At 54.3% G+C, this 21,239-nt stretch carries 18 protein-coding genes; 6 read left to right on the forward strand and 12 right to left on the reverse strand.

The annotated features are described in order from the left end of the window. Positions 1-120: 120 nt before the first annotated feature. The 10 genes from ACNKIB_RS08925 to lepA form a co-directional block, all read right to left on the reverse strand. Positions 121-1,296 (reverse strand): iron-containing alcohol dehydrogenase, encoded by a 1,176-nt coding sequence (locus tag ACNKIB_RS08925; protein WP_417910195.1) that lies wholly within the window; start codon positions 1,294-1,296, stop codon positions 121-123. Positions 1,297-1,761: 465 nt separating this feature from the next. After that, positions 1,762-2,262 (reverse strand): molybdopterin-guanine dinucleotide biosynthesis protein B, encoded by a 501-nt coding sequence (mobB, locus tag ACNKIB_RS08930; protein ID WP_417910196.1) that lies wholly within the window; start codon positions 2,260-2,262, stop codon positions 1,762-1,764. Positions 2,263-2,280: 18 nt separating this feature from the next. Continuing rightward, a complete protein-coding gene (locus tag ACNKIB_RS08935; RefSeq protein ID WP_417910197.1) occupies positions 2,281-6,135 on the reverse strand; it encodes a PAS domain S-box protein in 3,855 nt (1,284 codons plus the stop codon). A gap of 200 nt (positions 6,136-6,335) precedes the next feature. Further along, positions 6,336-6,746: a bacteriohemerythrin gene (locus tag ACNKIB_RS08940; protein WP_417910198.1), complete on the reverse strand. Its 411-nt coding sequence runs from the start codon at positions 6,744-6,746 to the stop codon at positions 6,336-6,338. A 608-nt stretch (positions 6,747-7,354) separates the two neighbouring features. After that, the gene (gene cobS, locus ACNKIB_RS08945) at positions 7,355-8,224 is read right to left on the reverse strand and encodes an adenosylcobinamide-GDP ribazoletransferase (RefSeq protein ID WP_417910199.1); all 870 of its coding nucleotides are present in this window, start codon (positions 8,222-8,224) and stop codon (positions 7,355-7,357) included. Then, positions 8,221-9,324, reverse strand: a complete 1,104-nt coding sequence (gene cobT, locus ACNKIB_RS08950; RefSeq protein ID WP_417910200.1) for a nicotinate-nucleotide--dimethylbenzimidazole phosphoribosyltransferase — start codon at positions 9,322-9,324, stop codon at positions 8,221-8,223. The genes cobS and cobT overlap by 4 nt, the downstream gene beginning before the upstream one ends. A 36-nt stretch (positions 9,325-9,360) precedes the next feature. After that, positions 9,361-9,894 carry a bifunctional adenosylcobinamide kinase/adenosylcobinamide-phosphate guanylyltransferase gene (gene cobU, locus ACNKIB_RS08955; protein WP_417910201.1) on the reverse strand — a complete coding sequence of 178 codons (534 nt, stop codon included), beginning with the start codon at positions 9,892-9,894 and terminating at the stop codon, positions 9,361-9,363. A gap of 482 nt (positions 9,895-10,376) precedes the next feature. Beyond that, positions 10,377-11,822 (reverse strand): saccharopine dehydrogenase C-terminal domain-containing protein, encoded by a 1,446-nt coding sequence (locus ACNKIB_RS08960; protein WP_417910202.1) that lies wholly within the window; start codon positions 11,820-11,822, stop codon positions 10,377-10,379. A 1-nt stretch (position 11,823) separates the two neighbouring features. Further along, positions 11,824-12,138 (reverse strand): SMR family transporter, encoded by a 315-nt coding sequence (locus tag ACNKIB_RS08965; protein WP_417910203.1) that lies wholly within the window; start codon positions 12,136-12,138, stop codon positions 11,824-11,826. A gap of 105 nt (positions 12,139-12,243) precedes the next feature. Next, entirely contained in the window at positions 12,244-14,037 is a 1,794-nt protein-coding gene (lepA, locus tag ACNKIB_RS08970) for a translation elongation factor 4 (RefSeq protein WP_417910204.1), read from the reverse strand. A 199-nt stretch (positions 14,038-14,236) separates the two neighbouring features. On the opposite strand from lepA, the gene ACNKIB_RS08975 reads away from it, so the two are divergent. Continuing rightward, a complete protein-coding gene (locus tag ACNKIB_RS08975; RefSeq protein ID WP_417910205.1) occupies positions 14,237-15,232 on the forward strand; it encodes a sigma-70 family RNA polymerase sigma factor in 996 nt (331 codons plus the stop codon). Positions 15,233-15,298: 66 nt separating this feature from the next. On the opposite strand, the gene ACNKIB_RS08980 is transcribed toward ACNKIB_RS08975, so the two are convergent. Further along, entirely contained in the window at positions 15,299-15,508 is a 210-nt protein-coding gene (locus ACNKIB_RS08980) for a hypothetical protein (protein WP_417910206.1), read from the reverse strand. A 66-nt stretch (positions 15,509-15,574) separates the two neighbouring features. Here ACNKIB_RS08980 and ACNKIB_RS08985 point away from each other — a divergent pair, with 66 nt between their 5' ends. The 5 genes from ACNKIB_RS08985 (at position 15,575) to ACNKIB_RS09005 (ending at position 19,747) form a co-directional block, all read left to right on the forward strand. Continuing rightward, a complete protein-coding gene (locus ACNKIB_RS08985; protein WP_417910207.1) occupies positions 15,575-16,759 on the forward strand; it encodes a DegT/DnrJ/EryC1/StrS family aminotransferase in 1,185 nt (394 codons plus the stop codon). Between the two features lie 102 nt (positions 16,760-16,861). Then, on the forward strand, positions 16,862-17,347 hold the full coding sequence (gene greA / locus ACNKIB_RS08990; protein ID WP_417910208.1) for a transcription elongation factor GreA: 486 nt from the start codon (positions 16,862-16,864) through the stop codon (positions 17,345-17,347). Further along, positions 17,344-17,937 carry a DOMON-like domain-containing protein gene (locus tag ACNKIB_RS08995; RefSeq protein WP_417910209.1) on the forward strand — a complete coding sequence of 198 codons (594 nt, stop codon included), beginning with the start codon at positions 17,344-17,346 and terminating at the stop codon, positions 17,935-17,937. Before greA ends, ACNKIB_RS08995 begins: the two co-directional genes overlap by 4 nt. Further along, positions 17,934-18,890, forward strand: coding sequence for a 50S ribosomal protein L11 methyltransferase (locus ACNKIB_RS09000; protein WP_417910210.1), 957 nt, complete (start codon positions 17,934-17,936; stop codon positions 18,888-18,890). Before ACNKIB_RS08995 ends, ACNKIB_RS09000 begins: the two co-directional genes overlap by 4 nt. A gap of 62 nt (positions 18,891-18,952) precedes the next feature. Further along, on the forward strand, positions 18,953-19,747 hold the full coding sequence (locus ACNKIB_RS09005; protein WP_417910211.1) for a CAP domain-containing protein: 795 nt from the start codon (positions 18,953-18,955) through the stop codon (positions 19,745-19,747). 81 nt (positions 19,748-19,828) lie between these two features. Here the strand turns inward: ACNKIB_RS09005 and ACNKIB_RS09010 are convergent, their stop codons facing one another. After that, positions 19,829-21,178 carry a hypothetical protein gene (locus ACNKIB_RS09010; RefSeq protein WP_417910212.1) on the reverse strand — a complete coding sequence of 450 codons (1,350 nt, stop codon included), beginning with the start codon at positions 21,176-21,178 and terminating at the stop codon, positions 19,829-19,831. Between the last annotated feature and the right edge of the window lie 61 nt (positions 21,179-21,239).

Genomic DNA, 21,239 nt, shown 5'->3' on the forward strand with positions numbered 1-21,239 from the left:
CCGGGAACAAAACAGCTCTCCTTTCCGCCGCCGAAAAGCACGGTGGTATCTGTTGACTGTACATTGTACCTCTTTCTTGTAAAGAAAAAAGTGCTGGCTAGAGTTTTCTTGGTACTGCGTTTAGACTCCAGTTTGCCACGCCTGTTCGTACAGGGCAATGACTTCCTCTAAGGTTGGCTTGCGTGGATTGTTGGCCACAGGCCTGGCTACCGTCAGGGCGATCTTGGCCATCTCCGGGATTTTCTCTGCCGGGATATCCAACTCCTTCAGCGTGGCCGGAATACCCACGTCAGCATTGAGATCAAAGAGGGCAGCCACGCAGAGCTGGGCTGCTTCGCGCAAGGACAACCCGTCGGTGTTCTGGCCAAGCACTTCAGCCAAGGTCGCAAATTTTTGCAGATTGCCAGTCAGGTTATATTCCACCACGTAAGGCAGCAGCACCGCGTTGGCCAGGCCATGCGGGATGCCGAACATGCCGCCGAGTGGATAGGCCATTGCATGAACTAAGCCTACGCCCGCTGTTGCCAAGGCTTTGCCGCCTAAAAGCGACCCCATCAGCATGGCAGACCGCGCGGCTAGATTGCCACCGTGGGCGCAGGCGGCTGGCAGGTTCTCAGCAATCAAACGGATCGCCTCCAACGAGTACATCTCCGAGATCAGATGCGCTTGCGTCGAGGTGTACGCCTCTAGCGCGTGGGTGAGCGCGTCTATGCCGGTGTAAGCCGTGACTTTGGGCGGCAAACTGAGGGTCAGTTCCGGGTCAAGAATGGTTGCGTCTGGGTAGAGTGGGTCGCCGTTCATGCCGCCTTTGGAGCCAGTCTCCTCGTTGATGAATACAGCGGTGAACGTCACTTCTGCGCCTGTGCCCGCAGAGGTTGGCACCATGATTTTGGGCACGCCAGCTTGCTTGATCTTGCCCAAGCCCAGATAATCAGCGGCCTTGCCGCCGTTGGTCAGGAGTATGGCCACTGCCTTGGCCACGTCCATCGCCGAACCACCGCCTGCACCGACCACGCAGTCGCAGCCATTTTCCTTGGCAAGGGCGTAGGCGCAATCAGCGAGCTTTAAGCCCGGCTCTGGATCAACCTGATCATAGACGACAAAGGGAATGCCCTCCTGCTCCAGCGATGCGGTCAGCTTGGGCAGCATTCCTGCCTTGACCAAGCCGGGATCAACCACCAGCAACACCTTGCTGCCCTTGAAATCTTTGACGGTTGCGCCGAGTTCTTTGACGGCTCCCGCCCCAAAGCGGATGCGCGTGGGCTGGGTAACGGTGAATGATTGGGTGTGAATCATGATAGGTTCCTTGAATATGGGTGACGCAAATGCGTTGTAAATTCTGCTTAGAAAAGAATCTGTTCCTGCTCGCTTGCACAGCGGTTTGGCCGAGTAACCAAGGAGTTTGGCTAAACCGAACTCCTCTTCTGCCGAGTAAAACTCCTTTGCGGCTCGGCAGCAACTCTTTCTTGTCGAGTAACAACTCTTTGTGGCTTAACCAGAACCTTTTGTTGCCAAGCAAGAGAAGGTTCTAGCTCGACAGAAGAAGGTTCTTGCTTAACCACAACTCTCTGTTGCTCGGCCACAACTCTTTGCGGCTTAACTGGAACCTTTTGTTGCCGAGCAAGAAAAGGTTTTAGCTCGGCAAGAGAAGGTTATTGCTTAACAACAACTCTTTGTTACTCGGCCACAACTCTTTGTGAGCGAGCCAAAGTTCTTGCCAAGCGAGCAGGAATCTTTCCTGGCCTATTTATACACCAAATCTCAAGACTCTGCTGGGAGAAGAAAGCGTTTTTCAAGGAAATCAACCAGGCTGCTGCTCTCGTGCAGGCCGAAGCTGTTCTCTTCAAGTAGGCCGCAATCCGAGGCCACCGCGATCACGCCGTTTACTTGTCCGCGCAAACGCGGGCCAGGTCCCCGCACGACTTCTATTTTCGGCACCGCTTCGGCTTCTTTGAAGCCCTCACCGATGACAATGTCCATATCAGCAAAAAAACGCTGAGCAATAGCGGCTAAATCCTTGGCTTGATCGTGCACCGTGAGGCAGAGCTGGTCTGGGGCGACCAAGGCTACGGCATCTGCGCCTGCTTGCCGGTGTATGGCCGTGTCTGTACCTTCTTGATCAGGAAACAGGCCGCTGTCTTTCGTCGATTTAACCACTGCTACGCGATAGCCACGCTCTTTAAGCTGGCGAACAACTTGGGCAACCAGGGTAGTTTTACCACAACTGTGCCAGCCAATAAAGGTAACGATTGCCAAACTCATGCTGTCAACTCCTCAGATTCATGCCGTCAACTCCTTCAAGGCATGAGCGAGCTGGATAACCATTTCTTGGTGCTTGGCTTCAATCTGTTTGGGTAACTCTTTCTCCAAAGCCAGGGCGATTTCCGCCAAAGACTCCTGGCCAAGATTGAGCAGGCTGCCCTTCAGGGCATGAGCCTGGCGGCCTGCCTCTGTGCCTTGGCCCTTTTCCAAGAGCTGGTGGAGATTATCGAGATTTTCCTTGAGCGAATCAGCGTAGGCGGCCAGCACCTCTTCTGCATCGGCCTGCTCCAGCTCAAATTGCTTCATAATATGCTGTTTGACCGCTGTCAACGAGACTACTGCCATTTCTTCTTGGGGCTGTATTACTGGTGCTTCGGGTTGCTCTCCCAAAGGAGCCGGTGAGCCTTGATCAAACTGCTGCAAGACCCGCAGCATGGAGATTTTTTTGTAGGGCTTACTCAGGTACTCGTCCATGCCAGCGTCTAAACACTGCTGGCGGTCTTCTTGCAGGGCGTTGGCAGTCACGGCAATGATGTGCAAATGCCCACCCAGCAGCCGCTCACGCAGTCGTTCGGTGATTTCCGCCAATTCTGGCGGCAAGTCAGTCGGTAGGCCCTGCTCAATTTTGCGGATATGCCGGGTTGCCGTGAGGCCATCCATCACTGGCATCTGCATATCCATGAAGATTAGGTCGTAACAGTGCTTGCTCAAGCAGACCAGTGCCTCTGCGCCGCTGCTGGCCACGGTAACCTGATGGCCTTGCTTGACCAGAAGAATGACCGCCAGTTGCTGATTGGCTGGATTGTCCTCAACCAAGAGAATATCCAGCTGCCTAGCCATCGGATTGACCTTTTCCTCCTGTCGCCGCATGTCTGCTGCGGCCTTTGCCCCGCCGTTTTCGAGGAGCAGGGAAAAGGAAAAGGTGCTGCCCTTGCCCAGCTCGCTTTCTAGCTCGATTTTACTGCCCATCATCTTGAGCAGACGACTGCTGATCGACAAACCAAGGCCGGTACCGCCGTAATCACGGGTGATTGAGCTGTCTGCCTGCGTGAAATCAGCGAAAATCTTCTCCTGTTGTTCCTTGGCAATGCCGATGCCTGTGTCGATAATCCTGAAATCTGCCGCGCAAAAGCCTGCCGCTGCCGTAGGTTGGACCTCAATTTCCAAGGCTACATGTCCTTTGCGGGTGAATTTAATGGCGTTGCCAACCAGATTGAGCAGTACCTGCCGGATGCGCAAGGAATCGCCCAACAGCGAGCAGGTACCCTTATCCTTTAGGGTTAGCCGTAGCTCAATGCCCTTCTGCTCGGCCAAAATCTTGAGCGTGGCAATGATCTCCTCGGCCAGATGGCGGATGCTGAAGGGATGACTATCTAACTCCAGCCGTCCCGCCTCAATCTTGGAGAAATCGAGGATGTCGTTGATCAGTGAAAGCAGCACTGAGGCCGAGCTGTTAACGTTTTCCAGATAGCCCCGCTGCTCGGTCGGCAGGGCTGTGTCCAAGAGCAGCTCGGTCATGCCGATGATTGAGTTCATCGGCGTGCGGATCTCGTGACTCATGTTGGCAAGGAACTCGCTTTTGGCCTTGTTGGCCGCATCTGCCTGCTGCCGAGCCTTTTTCAGGTCGGTGATGTTCTCCTTGGTGACGACAAAGTGGGTAATCTCGTTCTGCTCATTGCGGATCGGCGAGACCACTACGTTTTCCTCGTAGAGATCTCCATTCTTTTTCCGGTTGACCAGTTCACCAGTCCACTCCTGCCCGGCTAAGGCGGCGGTGCGCATGGATTCATACGCCGCCGCTGCGTTTTCGTCTGGCGAGAGCATGGCCAGGCTCCGGCCAATGACCTCTCCGGCCTGGTAGCCAGTCAGTTTGATAAAGGTGCGATTCACATATTCAATGACCCCTTCGGTGTCAGTGATCACCACGGAGTTTGAGCTTTGCTCCACTGCCTGACTGAGGCGCTGGATTTTTTCAAACATCTCGTTCTGGCTGCTCATATCCTCAAAGAGAAGCAGCTCCCGCCGCGTCTCTTGCTGTTCATCGTCAATGGCAACTCGCCGCACTTTACACCAGAAGGGTTGAGCTTCCTCGCCGTCTGCCCCGGCTTTTCTGGTCATGAAGTACATCCTACCACTGCCGTCCCAGCATTCGGCCTCTTTGCCCGCAAAGACCGAGCCGTAGAAGGCAGGCCAGGCACTCTCCCTGATCTCCGCAAAAGGACAGCCGAACATGTTCTCAAAGGTGGTGTTGATCCGCACGATACGACCATCTTGGAGCAAGATCATCCCCAGCATGGTGTTGTCGATGATCACTTGTAGCTCGGCCAGGGCAGCATGGAGCCGTTCGTCCATTTCCTTGGCCTTACTGATATCCTGAGCCATGAGCATTAAGCCGGTCACTGTCTGGCTGCCATCTTCCTGGCGTGCCCGGATCGGCGAAAGATAGATCTCAATGGTCTGCCTGTATTTGCCCCTCGTTGGATCATGGCCAGAGTTTTTGGCCAGATCATAGGTGGTCATATCTGCCGTGCTGATGGTGAAGGTGTGCGCCCCCTTATCTAATGCCTTGGCAATCAGCTCGTTGAACTGGCCCTCTTGATCTTTGATGTGGGCCTTGAAACCGGTTACTTTTTTGCCGATCACCTCCTCGGCTTTATAGCCGAACAGCCGCTCTGCCACGGGGTTGAAATAGGTGACTTTCAAATCCATATCCGTAGCCGCGATAGCCATGATCTGGGAGGAGCGGAGCAGATTGTCGATAAAAATATTCTGTTGCTGTAACTCCTTGGTCTTGGCCTCCACCCGGTCGAGCAGCTCCTCGTCCTTTTTTTGGATCATGTCCAGCATGGTATTGAACTGGATGATCAGAGGCGTGAATTCATTGTTCACGCTGGCATCAATCCGGTCGCTGAGATTGCCCTCGCTGATCTTGCGCACCAACCGCTGAAGGTCGTTGATCGGATTCAGCACCGAACCAGTGATGAAAAAGACTAAGATCAGGGAAGAACAAAAGCCGACAAAAAAGAGAATGAGGAAATGCTGGCTGAACTCCTCGCGTGTCGCCAGAATCAGCTTGGAGGGATGAGAGATGACAAGAAAATTGGGCGTGCTATTCTTCATGAAAGGGATATACTTGGTCTTGATGTACATCTTCTCCTTAAAAAAGGAGCTTTCGTAGAGTATATCCAGCGCACCAGGTAACAGGGCTGAGGAACTGTAGGCCTTGTAATCTTGCGGATTCTGGCCGTAACTTTCAGTGGGCTGGGTAGTGGCCAGTACGGTGTTGTCGCTGACCAAGCTGATACCTATGCGGCGGTGCACTGGCATCCGGCTGAGAAAGGCACTGTCAAGTACATAGCCGCTCAGGACAAAGAGCTTTTGCTCTGAGCCAGACACCGCAGACACAGGCATCCCAGCAACCAAGAAGAATTTTTTCTGCTCTGCCTTGGCAGCCAGCAGGATCAGGCTGAACGGTTCAGATTGGGTTATCTTTTCGCGGATAGCGGGCTGGGCAGAGAGAATCTCCGCATCAACCCGGTTCTGCTCGGAAACAGCGATCACTTCGCCTTCCCTGGTAAAAACAAACAAAATGTCAACTTCGCTTTTCCGCTCCCGGAGTTGAATATTCTCCGCTGGAGCTGACAGCTGTCCAAAGGTGGCCAACTGCTGCCGGAGGGTCAACTCCTCTGCTGCGGCTGCTGCGACTGCTTTAAGATGACGGCTATAGACAGTCAGGCAGCTATCAACCACCGCCTCGGCACTGAGAAAATCATCATTCATGTCCCGCTCGATTTTTTTCCCCGTCACCATGTAGCTGATCAGAATGCTGGTTCCGCTGATCAGGGTGACGAGCAGGAGTACCGTCATAATCATGCTGAAACGAAGCCGTCTGTGAAAAGGTACGCTCTGTCGCATGGAAGCACGCATCTGAATAAAAAAGCGGAAAGACCGGCGGAATGAGGGTGACCATCATCCCGCCGGAGATTATTCCGACAGGAATGAGGCGATGGAAAAAGAAGATACTTGTTGAGTCGCCGGAAGAAGGCGACGGAAGTAGAGGCCGCTTCTCGAGTTCACCGGATCCCAGCAGCGGTCATCTCTGGTAGATATTTCTTATCGATCACGTAAATGTGGTTGATCAGCCAGTCAATGACTGTCCTGGCGATCTTAATCACCACGAAAATTGTCTTGCCCTGATCTACCTCGGCCATTGCTTCATTGAGCTGATCAGTGAATACTTTGTGCGCCATTTTGTGGGAGACAATATTCGAGTAGCCAATACTCTCCATTACCTTTTCCTCTTCAGCAAGATGGTAACGGGTATAGTCGATCAGTTCCCTGAGCACCGGCTCGATCACGTCTGCACCCCGACCTTGCTTCATCATCTCGTGGAGATCGTTGGCGATATTGAAAAGCCGTTTATGGTGATTGTCAAAGCGGGTAACCCCGACGCTATAGTCATCCTTCCAATCATAAAGAGCCATGTTGTTTCCTCCGAAAAATTTAATCCGCAGCCGCAGGGACTTTTCGCCCGCCATTCATGCGGGCGGACACATGAGTATATTATAGTCTGAAATCGTCTGTTTCGGCAGTTAAATTTTGAGGGTGAACGCGAGAGCAGCGGCGACTTCGGCCAGTTCGCAGGCCGCGCCGAGAGTCGATCTCCTACATAAATCAACAAGAGGAAAGAGAAAGAGTGCAGCTCGTTTGCCAAGGAATTTGGCTCGGCCAGAAAGGAGTTGTACTCGGCAGAAGAGGAGTTCGGCTTGGCAGAACTCCTTTCCTAGTCAGCAAGAAAGGAGTTTGGCCGATTAAAACTCCTTTGCAAGTCGATACGATTCCTTTCCGGCTCGTCAGAACTCCTTTCCTAATCGGCCAAACTTCTCTTCTGCCGGATACAACTCCTTTGTAAGTCGGCAGAACTCCTCTGTTGCCAAGCCAAACTCCTTTGCCAGCGAGCAAGAAAGGAGTTTTACCTAATAGTTATGCAAAAAAACATCGCAACAAAAGAAACCGGTTCCCTCTCCGCTGCAACCTGCTTGTTGATTTCTGCAAGAGGTCTATTGTAGTCTGAAATCGTCTGTTTCGGCAGTTAAATTTTGAGGGTGAACGCGAGAGCAGCAGCGACTTCAGCCAGTTCGCAGGCCGCGCCGAGAGTATCGCCAGTGGCACCGCCGATCTTGCAGCGGCAGAAAAAGGCAAATAAAAAAGTCTGGAGTAGTGTAGCAAGGACGGCGGCCATACCCTGCGGCCCGGCGGCGGCATAGGCCGCCCAGGTAAGAAGGAGGAAGCCGAGCAGCGAGGCGGCCCAGGCTGCGCCGCTGTTAAAATAGGCGGCAAAAAGGCGACCCAGGCCTTCCTCGCGAACATAGGGCAGCATGGCCATTAAAAGGAGAATTGCCGCTCGACCTGCAATGGGCATCAGAAAAACTGCGGGCAGGAGTTGATCAGTCAGGGAGGCAAGGCAGGTTGCCTTGAGCAGGAGGAGAAGAACCAAGGCAATGGCCCCCATGGTACCGATACTGGAATCCTTCATGATTTCCAGCATCCGTTCTGATGTGCGGGCAGAAAAGAAGCCATCAGCAGTGTCAGCCAGACCATCAAGATGTAGCCCACCAGAAAAGGCGAGCAGGACAAATGTGGTTAAAATCGCCGCAGGCAGGGGCGGCAGAAAAAGAAACAACATCTTGGCGGCGAGAACAGCCACACAGCCAAGCAGCAGACCAACCAGCGGAAAAAAGAGAACAGCATGAGCTAATTCTTCCTCAGTTGTGCCGATCTTACCAGGCAGGGGCATGATTGTGAGAAAGCGCAGAGCAGCGGCAAAATAGCCGAAAGGACGGAAGAGCAGAGTAAACGAGGGCAGGCGTAGGCGGACCAATGGCTCCTGCTCTCCGCCGCTCTGCGGCGGCGGTGTTTCCTCGACGGCCTTTCTGTGCCGGTTCTTCCGCCAGCGGTTCATGAGACCGGTGTACCGGTCACTCCGGCCTCTGCAAAGGTGGCAACCTCAGTCAAGACAGCAACAGCCGCCTCGACTATATTGAAGGCCAAAGCCGCGCCAGTGCCTTCGCCGAGCCGCATTTTCAAATCCAAGAGCGGCTTGCAGCCAATCTGCTCCTGCATCGCAGCATGGCCTGCTTCCACAGAGCGATGGGCACAGATAAGATAATCGCGGACAAACGGCTCCAGCTTGCAGGCAATCATCGCGCCAGCAGTGGAGATGAAGCCATCAACGACCACTGGCTTGCGGTTTGCGGCTGCGCCGATGATCAGGCCAGCAATGCCCGCAATCTCAAAGCCGCCCACCTTGGCCAATACATCCAAGCCATCCTTGGCATCAGGTTTATTGAGTTGTAATATTTGGGTAAGCACCTTTTTCTTATGCTCGAACTGGGCATCGTCAAGGCCAGTGCCTCTGCCGGTTAATTCGTCAATGCTTTTACCTGTCAGGGCAGCAACAATGGCGGTACTGGCTGTAGTGTTGCCAATGCCCATGTCACCTGTGGCAAAGATATCTACCTCGTTAGCCATCTGATTGGCCACTTCAATGCCGGCCTCAACAGCAAAGACCGCGTGCGTACGAGTCATGGCTGGGCCAAGGGCCATGTTGGCTGTGCCGAGGCCGATCTTTTTCGAGATGATTTTACCTGCATTGACTAAGGCGGACAGATCGGCAGCGCAGCCCATATCCACAACAGCCACTTCAGCCCGCGCCTGTCGGGCCAGGGCATTGATCCCAGCCCCGCCGTTAACAAAATTATACACCATCTGGGCTGTGACTTCGGAGGGATATTTGGACACACCCTCTGCCGTGACTCCGTGATCTCCGACCATGATCACCACCCGTTTTCGCTGCACGGGCGGATGTAAAGAGCGGGTTATGCCAGCCAAGTCAACAGCTAAATCCATCAAATCGCCTAAAGCCCAATGCGGCATGGTAAGCTGCTCAAGTCGGGCCTTGGCTTGATCGCGGAACGCCGCATCTTGAGGAAAGATGCGGCGGAAGGTGGATTCAAGAAAATCAACGTGATCAGGTTTGCCTGGTTTGTACGTACTGGGCATGGCGGTTTGCAGGTTGAATGTTGAAATTTGGTTGAGTTACTTTATCTTTATCGGAATGCCGCAGCAAACAAGAAAAACCTCCTCAGCAGCGGCAGCCGCAACTTGGTTGCATCGACCAGTCAGGTCGCGGAAAAGGCGAGAGGCGGGATTATCCGGGACTATGCCCAACCCAACCTCGCCACTCACAAGAATTACCTTACCTTGCCGGGCGCAAGCAACGCGGCATAGCTCTTCAGTGAGCGCAGAGATATGCTCTTCGTTCAATTCGCGGCCTTGCTGCTCTGCTTCGTGCATCAAGTTGCTGATCCAAAGGGTGAGGCAATCAATCAGCACGGTCTCTTCGGCAGAACGACAGCGCAACACGTCAGCAAGGCACAGCGGCTCTTCGACCGTCTGCCAGCCTTTGCCCTGCCGCTCGCGTTGATGACGGAGAATGCGTCCGTCCATTTCCGGGTCAATGCGCGGGCAGGTGGCAAGGAAGCAGCGAGGCACGTCAATGCCCTCGGCTAGATGCTGGGCAAAGGCAGATTTGCCAGAGCGACTGCCGCCGGTGATGAGGGTGAGGGCCATTATGTTGTGTTCCTTCTTGGGCTGCTTTCAGTTTATTGTTTGCATATCCTGGTTCCTTACGAGAAGAACATTCAGCTCAATCTGGCCTGCTTTCTGCGTGCCGAGATTGAGCCGCGCCTGTTTTCCGTTAACGCATTGTAAAAGAAAAATCGTTCGCTGGCACCGTTAAAAACGCAATTGCCAGGTGTTCTGCTGCACAGGAGAGCGAGAAGGCACGTTTTGAGCTGAAAACAGGAGATATACGACCTACAACGTCACGTTGTAGGCTCGCGATACGGCATTGCAGAGTGGAATGCGACAGGTAGCACTAAGAAATTTTTATAGATCTAGCCTGTCTTGCTAATCCTGCTGGAAAACAACTTCAGCAGTCTTAGCAAGATAGGCAGATACTTTTCAGCTTTTTACTCCTTACTCCGACTTCAGGGTCGATAGAAACGCCGACTGTGGAATGCACATGCAGGTGCTATTCAGGAGCTGCTATGCTACAGACGAAAAAGGAAATTCTCAAAGCTCCACGGATTGGCCGGATTGAGTGCGGCACGAGGATTTTCTTTGAAAAAGACCGGCAAATTGGCCAAAGGTGTCCAGTTTGAGGGAATGGAGAGCAGTTCGCCCAGATAGGGTTTGGCAACGGCAAGAATATGGTCATAAGGCAGATCATCCGGCACACATACGCCTTGGCGTGGATATTCCAGCATCCACAGCACCGCCGCCACAACGCCAATTGCGACCTGCATCGTTGTGGCATTCTGATGAGGCACCAGCCGCCGTGCTTCCTTAATGTCCAATATGCTGCCGGTCCACCATGTGCCGCAATCACCCATCAGCAGTGCGCCAAGGATATTTTTTCCTTTCACAATTTCGTCACGCATAATCCGCTGGTTAGGCTGTAGCTCGTAACTGCGGCAACGCAGCTCGTGCAGGGAAGATATGGTCTCATGACAGGGCATGTAGGCGTAATGGACGGTTGGACGGTAGGCAGCCGCGCCGTTCTCATCCCGCACAGTCAGGCTGTCGGAGATGGTAAACGCCTCACCGTGGCGGATCACCATGCCCACAATTTCTTGCTGCGGCACCCATGATCTGACCCACGTATTCATACCCATCTGACAGAGGAATATTTGATGTTGCGGCCCCTGTTCCGGGAAAACCGCCGAAAGCGAAGGCGGCTCCTCATGCGTTCCCCAGCCCATCTCCGCCGGTGCGATGCACTCTTCGCGCAGTCCCTCAATGCTCCACGTGCCGACAAATTCATCTACCTCTTTGGGGCGATTGGTGATCTGCGTGTCCCGCTCGCTGCAATGAATTACTTTCACGCCCAGACGCATTGCCAATCGGGCGAAATCCTGCCGGGCCAGCAGCTCTTCCAGCAGCTTTTTTTCCTTTTTCGGAACAGATGGTTCAGTTATTTTTTTCTGGGCAAGATCATAAAGCCCAAGCCGGGCGAAATGCGAGATTAGGCCAGGATTTGCGCCATGATCGAGAACGGCGGTGGCAGCGGAGCCGCTCCACTTCGCCGCCGCCCGCAATCGCATATGCCGGGCGTAAAGCGACTTCTCCAGCGGGCTGCGGGTGCGCATCCCGGCATACGGATCCCATTCCTCCAGCGAAGTGTTGATATACAGCACATCATGAACATGGCACCATTGAAGTAGCTCTACCGAGTCAATATTCCAAGCGAGATCAATAAGTAGTCCGCCATGTCCGACGTGGCAGGCAAGCATCTGCGCTAAATTGTCTGGCGTGACTCTTTCTTGATAGAAATTAATTCCTTGATCTATCCACTGGCGAAGCGATTCATCTGTCTCAATGAAGTCAACAACCGTAATATTCTGATACGGAACGGTGAGATGCCGCATCAATATCGGCAGAACGCATTTGGCAACTGAGCCATAGCCGATGAGTAGAATTTTTCTATCGAATTGCATATTATTCAACCTCAAAGAGGAACACTGCTGCTGTAAACAATAGCAAACCAACTATCTTGCCAGCAGATAATTTTTCATCAAATAGAAAATAGCCAACTACCGCCAGTGAAGCAATGTTGAAAATGATAAGCAGTGCTGATGCGATGGCAATATCTTTATGTTTAAAGCTATAGGCGAGAAAGTTCAGACTGAGCAAGTACAACGCCATTCCTGCCGTATACAGACAAGGGTCATTACTGACAGACCATTTTTTCATAAGAACATCACCTGCTGTGAGAATAATGCCTCCAGCAAAAATAATAAACAAAGGAAACATAATATCATTGGGTTGAGTAGCCTCAAAAATAGGCGCGCGGCCTATGAGAAGGTATATTTTTTCTACTTTCTCATAGGCCGCGCTTGCCTCCTCATCTCTCCCGCCTCACTGCTCTGACTTCAGCACCGACAGAAACGCCGACTGCGGTATGTCCACATTGCCCACGGTTTTCATCCGCTTCTTGCCCGCCTTCTGCTTCTCCAGGAGCTTGCGCTTGCGGCTGATGTCGCCGCCGTAGCATTTGGCGGTGACATCCTTGCGCAAGGCCGAGATATTGGTGCGTGCCACCACGTTGCCGCCGATGCTGGCCTGAATGGCAATCTTAAACATCTGGCGGGGAATTTCTTCCTGCAATTTCTCGCAGGCTTTCAGGCCACGCTCGCGGGAGCGTTGGCGGTGGGTGAGCTGAGAAAGGGCATCCACCCGCTCGCCATTGACCAAAATATCTAGCTTGACCAGATCGCTGGTACGGTAATCCAGCATCTGATAGTCAAAGGAACCATAGCCCTGCGTCAGTGATTTCAGCTTGTCGTAGAAATCATAGATCACCTCGGCCAGGGGCAGCTCGCAGGTCAACTCAATCCGACCTGGCATAGGATAATGGTGGGTAATGTTCTCGCCGCGCCGCTCCATACAGAGGTTCATCAGCGCGCCCATGTAGCGTTCAGGAATGAGGATGGTGGCCCGAATGAACGGCTCCTCAACATGCTCAATCAGGCTGGGGTCTGGGAAAAAGGAAGGGTTGTCAATCATCACTTCTGAGCCGTTCTGCAAGGCAACTCGGTAGCGCACCGAAGGCACGGTGAGGATGATCGAGATGTCAAACTCGCGCTCAATGCGCTCCTGCACTACTTCCAGATGCAACAGACCGAGAAAGCCGCAACGGAAGCCAAAGCCCAGAGCGGCAGAGGAGTCTTTCTGGAAAGTAAGGGCTGCATCGTTGAGCTGGAGCTTTTCCAAGGCCGCGCCCAAGTCCTCGTAGTCCTCAGCAGAGATAGGATAGATGGAGGAAAAGACCACCTGCTGCGCCTCTTTAAAGCCAGGCAGAGCGACAGCGCAGGGATCATCCTTGCGAGTGACTGTATCCCCTGGCTTGGCATCGGTGAGCGTCTTTACTCCGGCGATCAGATAGCCAATTTGCCCAGCAGACAGGCTGTCGCAAGGTGTGCGGGTGAGGAGATACTGGCCCACCTCTTCCACCTTGTACTCTGAGTTGTTGTGCATAAAGACAATCTGATCACCTGGCTTGACTGTGCCGTTGACAATCCGTACTGAGATGACTGTACCCCGGTAAGCATCGTAGTTCGCGTCAAAAATCAGGGCCTGAAGCGGTGCTTCTGGGTCGCCTTCTGGCGGCGGCAGATGCTGGACAATCGCCTCCAGGATGTCTTCCACGCCTAAGCCGGTTTTGGCCGAACATTTCTGCACCGTCTCCAAGCTCAGGCCGAGATCATGGCTGATCTCCTGCGCCACCTTCTCTGGTTCGGCAGCAGGTAGATCAATCTTGTTGATCACCGGGATGATTTCCAGATTGTTTTCCATAGCCAGGTAGAGGTTAGCCAAAGTTTGGGCCTCCACACCTTGGGCGGCATCAACCAAGAGCAGTGCACCCTCACAGGCAGCCAAGGCCCGCGAGACCTCGTAGCTGAAATCCACATGGCCAGGGGTATCAACCAGATTGAGATAATATTGCTGGCCGTCCTTGGCCTTGTAAGGCAGGCAGATGGTCTGGCTTTTGATGGTGATGCCGCGTTCCCGCTCAATATCCATGTTGTCGAGCAGCTGATCTTTGAATTCCCGGTCCGTGACTAAGCCGCAGAGTTGGATCAGACGGTCGGACAGCGTGGATTTGCCGTGATCTATATGGGCAATTACGCTGAAATTTCGGATGGTTTTCATATTTTGTTGTATATTGATCGAAAAAGGGTTACTCTTTGCGGTTTGCAGAAAGGGGATAGTATAAATATACTGAATTTGAAACTTTTTCAAGCAATACAGCACAGCCCCCGGCCAGGTGGTTTGTTTTTCCTGCCTGCTGCGTGAATTTTCTGCTGGAATGCGGTACAGTGAACAGCCGTGGCCGAGCACGTATTATTTTATGAGCGAACAGATCGAACACAGCATTGAGGAAGCTGAGGAGACAGAAGCGCAGCCCTATTACCCGGTAGCTTTGGTCTCCTCTGATGAGGAAAACCTGCCAGCGATCAGTAACCCTGCGTTGCACCGCTATTTGCAGGAGATCAGCCAGTACGAGCTGCTGTCCCGCGAAGAGACCGATGAGTTGGCTGTCCGCTTCCGTGAAACCGGCGACCCAGAGGCTGCCTACCGCTTAGTGTCTGCCAACTTGCGCCTGGTGGTTAAGGTGGCCATGGATTTCCAGAAATACTGGATGCAGAATTTCATGGATCTGGTGCAGGAAGGCAATGTCGGCTTAGTCCAGGCGACCAAGAAGTTCGATCCCTACCGTGGGGTGAAGTTTTCTTACTACGCCGCCTACTGGATCCGGGCTTACATCCTCAAATTCATCATGGACAACTGGCGGCTGGTGAAAATCGGCACCACCCAGACCCAGCGCAGGCTTTTCTATAGCCTGAACAAGGAAAAGAAACTGCTCGAAGCCCAGGGTTTCAAGCCCAATGTCAAGTTGCTGGCAGAGCGGCTCCAGGTCAAAGAAAGCGAAATCGTGGAAATGGGCCAGCGCATGGACAGCTGGGATGTTTCCCTGGAGGCTCCGCTGACAAACGATTCGGATGACGAGCAAAAGGACTTCTTTCAGGCGAGTGGCCCGGCAGTTGAGGACATTGTGGCCATGCACGAAGTGCGAGAGCGCATCGCCGGCATCCTTAGCCATGTTGACGAATTGTTGAACGACAAGGAAAAGGTCATTCTCAACACCCGCTTACTCAGTGACGAGCCAGAAACCCTGCAAACCATTGCCGATCAGTTTGAAATCTCGCGGGAGCGGGTGCGGCAGATTGAGGTTAATCTGCTCAAGAAGCTCCGCGCCATATTTGAAAAGGAACTGCCAGATGTCCGGGATTTCCTTGATGCCGAATATATTGCTGCGCCCACTGTTGGCTCTGACCCGCATTAGCTCGCCTGCCTCCGGCAACAAGAGTGCGGCTTGTTGCACCAGGAGTTTGGCTCGGCCAGAGAGGAGTTATACTCGGCAGCAGAGGAGTTCGGCTTGGCAGAACTCCTTTCTTAGTCGGCCACAAAGGAGTTTGGCCGAGTACAACTCCTTTGTAAGTCGGTAGAACTCCTCTCTGGCCGAGCCAAACTCCTTGGCAAGCGAGCAAGAAAGGAAGAGTAACTCGGAGTTATGCAGTAAACACCGTACCAGGAGAAACAGATTCGCTCTTTGCTGCAACCTGCTTGCGGTACCCTGAAACGCTGTTCATTATCATGCGCTTATTCTTTTTGCATTGAGGTCAAAATGAATGTTCCTCTTTTGGATCTGCACCAGCAGACCGCTGCCCTGCGGGATGAAATCCTGCGAGCCGTCACTGAGGTGGTTGATTCCACCACCTACATCCTTGGCCCCAAGGTTGCGCAGCTGGAGCAGGAGGTTGCTCAATACTGCGGCGCAGGCGCAGGCATTGGCGTGTCGAGCGGCACAGATGCCTTGCTGATGACGCTGATGGCCTTGGAGATTGGGCCGGGCGATAAAGTACTAACCACGCCGTACAGCTTCTTTGCCACGGTTGGGGCGATCCTGCGGGTGGGTGCGCTGCCGGTTTTTGCAGATGTTGAGGACGACACCTTCAATATTGATCCCAACAAAATGGCCGAAATGCTCGCCGCAGATCAGCAGGGGGAACGGCGGATTAAGGCGATCATCCCGGTGCATCTTTTTGGCCAGTGCGCGAATATGGGCAGCATCATGGCACTGGCCCAGCAGTATGGTCTCCCGGTAATCGAGGACGCTGCCCAGGCTATTGGGGCAGAATATCCCGTGCTGAACAACGGGAGCGTGCATTGGCAGAAGGCAGGCTCGATGGGCTTGGTGGGTTGCTACTCCTTTTTCCCGTCCAAGAATCTCGGTTGTCTTGGTGATGGCGGTATGGTCGTGACTTCAGACCAGACCTTTGCCCAAACGCTCCGCTGCTACCGCAATCACGGCGCACAGCCCAAGTATTATCACTCCAAGATCGGCGGTAACTTCCGCCTTGACCCACTACAAGCCGCTGTCCTGAGCGTCAAACTGCCGCATCTGGAGCAATGGCACAAACAGCGGCAGGCTAACAGCCAGGTCTATCACGAGTTGTTTGCCCAGGCCCAGCTGATTGACAATCCGATCCGGCTGCCCAAGGCAGTTTACGCAGCCAGCCCAGAAGCAGCAGGGCATAATCACCATATCTACAACCAATTTGTGATCCGGGTGCCGCGTCGCGATGCCCTGCGTGAATATCTCCATCAACAGAACGTGGGGTGCGAGGTTTATTATCCAGTCTGTTTGCATAAGCAGGAGTGCATGCAGCAATACGGCAGCAACGAACTGTCTCTGCCCATTGCCGAACAGGCCGCGCACGACTCCTTGGCCCTGCCCATCTTCCCGGAACTGCGCCGGGAGCAGCAGGAATACGTGGTGGAGTGCATCGCCAAGTTTTATCGTTCCTGAATCGACCTAAGAAAACTGTTTTCCTTCCGCTACAGCTTGTCTGGCAGCGGCGGGATTATTTTTTTGCAAAAAACGAGAGAGAATCCTGAACAAGGTGCCATCATGGTTGAACGTATCCCCATGTCCCAGAGCGGGTATCAGCAGCTTAAGAAAGAGCTGGAGCGGCTGGAGAAAGTTGAGCGGCCCGATGTGGTCAAGGCGATTGAAACCGCCCGCGCGCACGGTGATCTCAAAGAAAATGCCGAGTATCATGCAGCCAAGGAGCGGCAGAGCATGATTGAGGGCCGGATTATGGAGCTGAAGGACAAACTGGGCCGGGCCGAGGTGATTGATTGCACCAAAGTGACCACCCAGCGTGCTGTGTTTGGCACGGTCATCACCCTGATGGACATGAAGACTGACGAGGAGATCACTTACCAGCTGCTTGGGCCAGAAGAGGCCGACGTAAAAAGCGGCTCCATCTCGGTGCTGGCCCCCTTAGGCCGCTCTATTCTCGGCAAGGCCGTGGGCGATGAGATCGTTGCCAAAACACCGGGCGGGGTGCGAGAGTTTGAGGTGATCGAGATTCAGGCCGGGACGTTTTGTTGAAGGAAGATACCAGGGCGCAGGTTGACCCTGCGGTCTTCTGCCAGGACTTTAGCCTCCAGGCCTTTACTCAGGACAGCCTGGCTTCCAGTCTTCAGTTGCGCGGGCAGGTTGCGCGCAGTGCTGCCAACCTCCTGTGCATCAGCTATGCACTGCAAGGTAATCTGGCTGCCCTGCTGTTGCCTGAGCAGACAGCCCAGCCTATGCGGAAAGACTTGCTCTGGCAGCACACCTGCTTTGAGTTCTTCCTTGCTCCAGTCGGTACGCCCAGGTATTGGGAAATCAATCTCTCGCCATCAGGGGATTGGAACGTCTATGCCTTTGCAGACTATCGGGCCGGAATGCAAGAGGAGCCTGCGCTGGCTGTCCTGCCCTTTACCATAGAGCAGCGGCCCGCATCGTTGCTGCTGGAACTCACCTTCCCACTGGAGAGCATCATCAGTCCAGGCCAGCCCCTTGACCTGGGTATCAGTGCCGTGCTTCAGGACAGGAATGGGCAGCGCAGTTTCTGGGCCTTGACCCACCACAACCGTATGCAGCCTGATTTTCACTGGCGGGACAGCTTCAGCCTCTCTGTGCCTGCATCTCGATGAGGCATAACGAAGCTGCCCGCCTGTCTTCTGCTGAGATCTTTCTCCCCTTGTTCCCTATGAATCAACAACAGGTATCCCATTGGCTTAAAACAAGCCTCGTCTGCCCAGAAATGCTCCTGGAGGCAGTCACTGATCTGCTCGGTGTGCTCAGTGGTTCGGCAGTAGAACAATCACCGACCCAAGGCGGCCAGAGTACAGTCAGCGGCTTCTTTCATTATACTACCGATGCAGAGCAAGAGGCGGCCCGCAGCCGTCTTGAGCAGGAACTCGCCGAGCTGTTTGCCGCCTACAACCTGCCTGCGCCGCCAGTGCAATACGCTGTGCTGGCAGACGAGGACTGGGCGACTTCCTGGAAGCAGTTCTTTACCCCGTTTGCCATTGCGCCGGGCCTGGTCATCAAGCCCAGTTGGGAAAGCTATACCCCCAAGCCGGGTGAGCAGGTGCTGGAGATCGACCCTGGCATGGCCTTTGGCACTGGCCAGCACGCTTCGACCAAGCTGGCACTGGGTTTGGTCCAGAGCTGCTTGCGCAATGGCCCGCTGGAGCGCGTGCTGGATGTTGGTACTGGCACTGGGATCCTGGCGATGGCCGCTGCGTTGTTTGGCGCAAAGGTAATCACGGCCATTGATAACGACCCAGAAGCAGTGCAGGCCGCCGCAGAAAACATCGCCCTTAATGGTCTGGAGCACCAGATCGCCGTGGCAGTAACACCCCTGAGCGAGCTGCACGGCAGCTTCAATCTGATCTGCGCCAATATTCTCCATGACGTGTTGGTAGAACTGGCTCCGGCCCTTGTCGCCAGGCTGGTGCCGCAAGGCCAGCTAGTGCTGGCTGGTCTGTTGCGCGGCGAGCAAGAAGAGAGCATTGTCAGCGTGTATGGCCAGCTGGGCCTGACCTTACAGCAGGCGGTATATGAAGAAGACTGGGTTGCCTTGTTGCTGCGTGCCCAGTGATGGGCTGCGATGTGGCAACTCAACATAACAAGACATAAGCCAGGAAAACAAGGAGAGGCACTATGGAGCGCATGAACTGGGGCTTGACCTTTGCGGTGCACCAAGCCTTTGAGGCACAGGCAGGTGACAAGATCAGACTGGAGTGGAGCGGTGCTAGGCTGGGCTTTATGACTATCATGGCCAAGGCTGACTTTGATGCTGGCCGTTACGGCGGCCCGTATCCGATAGCCAGCGATGTGTCTTGGGCGGTCTGGCAGGTGCTGCAAAGCGGCACCACCGTAGTCTTTGCTGTAGTGGAACCACCTGGCGAGAACCTACAGGTAGCCGCAACCTTAGAGAAGGTTCCTCTGCCAGAGATACCCAGTAACCTCTCCTATGGCGACCTTGACGAAAGCCAGGGCAAGGCTCTGGTTAAGCAAGCCTTTACCTTGACCAACGAGCGGCGTATTAACGTGGCTGCACGGGAGCCGAGACCGGAAGGCGCACCAGCTGACCCGGGCAGCGTCCCTGCGCTGCTCTTGGATGACAGGCTCTGTGTCGCGGCCCAGGCGCATTCGCTGAACATGGCAGAGCTGGATTTCTTTGATCACCGGGGCAAGGACGGCTCCTCACCTTCCTCCCGCGCTGCCGCTGCTGGCTGGCATTGGGGCGCAGGCGAGAACATCAGTGCTGGCCACGCTACTGCTGAAGGGGCGATCAGGTCGTGGATGCAGAGTTCCGGGCACCGCTGGAACATGCTGCGAGCGGAATACACCCACATCGGCCTAGGTGTGTACTGCAAGATGGAGGATCCAGGCACGCACAGGTATCGATACTATTGGGCAATGGTGCTGGGAACGCAGCAGGAGGGGGCGTAAAGGGGGAGGATGAGGCAGGTGATCCCTGCCTCACAGGATACCTACAGCTCCCCAGAGTTCGGGCATGATAGGCATGGCGCATCAACGCTGCGTCCCTTTAGCAGCAGCCCGATGTTCAGGCAGCCATCCACCCATGCGGGTGAAGACATGGGCTGCCCCTTTGAACTCTCCATCAACTACTGTTCCGATGAGTGCTGTATCTTTGGAAACTGCCACAGAGGAGCCGTAATAACCATCGGGATCCTCGCCAGCCTTCTCAGGCTCGGCAGCAAGCTCATGCTGCCTGTTCCACACCTCCTCCGTGCGGGTGAAGATGTAGAAAGGGAAGCTCACCTTCCCTTTATCATTGTATACCTCTAATGTCCCAACAAGTGCTGTGTCCCCGGACAGAGAGACAGCCCAGCCGAATCCTTCATTAGAGGTTCTTGCGTTTTCAGGTATGTCGTCAGACAGCTCCTGCTGCAAGCTCCACACGTCCTTTGCGCGGGTGAAGATATAGGCGGCGCCGAAGCCTTCGCCGTTGTCTGTGCTGTTTCGGTCTTTGTAATCGTATGCCCCGACAAGTGCCGTGCTGCCGTCTGCGGACAGCGACACGGAACGGCCAAAAGACCGACCTTTGTCACCTTCAGCTGCGGCCAGCTTGGTCTTCTGGCTCCATACGTCGCCGTCCGTGCGGATGAAGATATAGGCAGCGTTGCTGGCCCCGATTAAGGCCGTGCCGCCGTCTGCGGACAACGACACGGAATCGCCTAACTCTCTATCATCTGTGTCTGTGGCGGTCAGCTTGGCTTGTTGTTTCCAATCGCCATTTGCAGTGCGGGTGAAGATGTAGGCCGTGCCTCTTGCCTCAGCAGCACCGCTTGCCCCGATCAAGGCTGTGCTGCCGTCGGCAGAGAGCGACACGGAAGTGCCAAACAAATCGCCGTGAAGTTCAGCAAGCCCGTCGCGAGTGTCATAAGCAGCATCACCCGCACCGTCAGCAGCGGTCAGCTTGGCTTGCTGCGTCCAGCTGTTGCCAGAATAGACAAAAATATAAGCCAAACCTGGCCGGGAAGTATCTGCTGCCGTATTGCCAGCGGCCCCGATCACTGCCGTTCTTCCATCGGCGGACAGAGCTACGGCGACCCCAAACACATCCCCATATGCGCCATCATCGGCAGTGAGCTTGGCCTGCTGACTCCAGGTGCCATCCGTAGCCCGCCTAAAGACATAGGTGGCACCTTTGTCAGAGTCATCTCCCCACGCTCCGATGATTGCCGTATCACCAGACACAGCAATACTGTAACCGAAAAGTTCTCCAGCAGTCCCGTCACCTGCCACCAGCTTCTGCACCTTGGTTGGGTCAATAGCAGCCTGTGCTGTGCTGACGATGGCCAGCAGGAAGACAAATAATGCTGCCACTACCACACGCCATGATGTATCCCTTCTCATGTCACTCCTCCCTTTACATTAAAGGATGTTTATTCAAGCACCACCAGCGGAATGCTTGGCA

Source organism: Candidatus Electronema sp. PJ, assembly GCF_048287395.1.
Taxonomy (GTDB): Bacteria; Desulfobacterota; Desulfobulbia; order Desulfobulbales; family Desulfobulbaceae; genus Electronema.

Bases quoted from the DNA above. Each gene is read 5' to 3' on its own strand.
- ACNKIB_RS08925 (WP_417910195.1), bottom strand. From the start codon at position 1,296: ATGATTCACACCCAATCATTCACCGTTACCCAGCCCACGCGCATCCGC.
- ACNKIB_RS08985 (WP_417910207.1), top strand. From the start codon at position 15,575: ATGAATGTTCCTCTTTTGGATCTGCACCAGCAGACCGCTGCCCTGCGG.
- cobU (WP_417910201.1), bottom strand. From the start codon at position 9,894: ATGGCCCTCACCCTCATCACCGGCGGCAGTCGCTCTGGCAAATCTGCC.
- ACNKIB_RS09010 (WP_417910212.1), bottom strand. From the start codon at position 21,178: ATGAGAAGGGATACATCATGGCGTGTGGTAGTGGCAGCATTATTTGTC.
- lepA (WP_417910204.1), bottom strand. From the start codon at position 14,037: ATGAAAACCATCCGAAATTTCAGCGTAATTGCCCATATAGATCACGGC.
- mobB (WP_417910196.1), bottom strand. From the start codon at position 2,262: ATGAGTTTGGCAATCGTTACCTTTATTGGCTGGCACAGTTGTGGTAAA.
- ACNKIB_RS09000 (WP_417910210.1), top strand. From the start codon at position 17,934: ATGAGGCATAACGAAGCTGCCCGCCTGTCTTCTGCTGAGATCTTTCTC.
- ACNKIB_RS09005 (WP_417910211.1), top strand. From the start codon at position 18,953: ATGGAGCGCATGAACTGGGGCTTGACCTTTGCGGTGCACCAAGCCTTT.
- ACNKIB_RS08960 (WP_417910202.1), bottom strand. From the start codon at position 11,822: ATGCAATTCGATAGAAAAATTCTACTCATCGGCTATGGCTCAGTTGCC.
- greA (WP_417910208.1), top strand. From the start codon at position 16,862: ATGGTTGAACGTATCCCCATGTCCCAGAGCGGGTATCAGCAGCTTAAG.
- ACNKIB_RS08975 (WP_417910205.1), top strand. From the start codon at position 14,237: ATGAGCGAACAGATCGAACACAGCATTGAGGAAGCTGAGGAGACAGAA.
- ACNKIB_RS08940 (WP_417910198.1), bottom strand. From the start codon at position 6,746: ATGGCTCTTTATGATTGGAAGGATGACTATAGCGTCGGGGTTACCCGC.
- ACNKIB_RS08965 (WP_417910203.1), bottom strand. From the start codon at position 12,138: ATGTTTCCTTTGTTTATTATTTTTGCTGGAGGCATTATTCTCACAGCA.
- cobS (WP_417910199.1), bottom strand. From the start codon at position 8,224: ATGAACCGCTGGCGGAAGAACCGGCACAGAAAGGCCGTCGAGGAAACA.
- cobT (WP_417910200.1), bottom strand. From the start codon at position 9,324: ATGCCCAGTACGTACAAACCAGGCAAACCTGATCACGTTGATTTTCTT.
- ACNKIB_RS08935 (WP_417910197.1), bottom strand. From the start codon at position 6,135: ATGATTATGACGGTACTCCTGCTCGTCACCCTGATCAGCGGAACCAGC.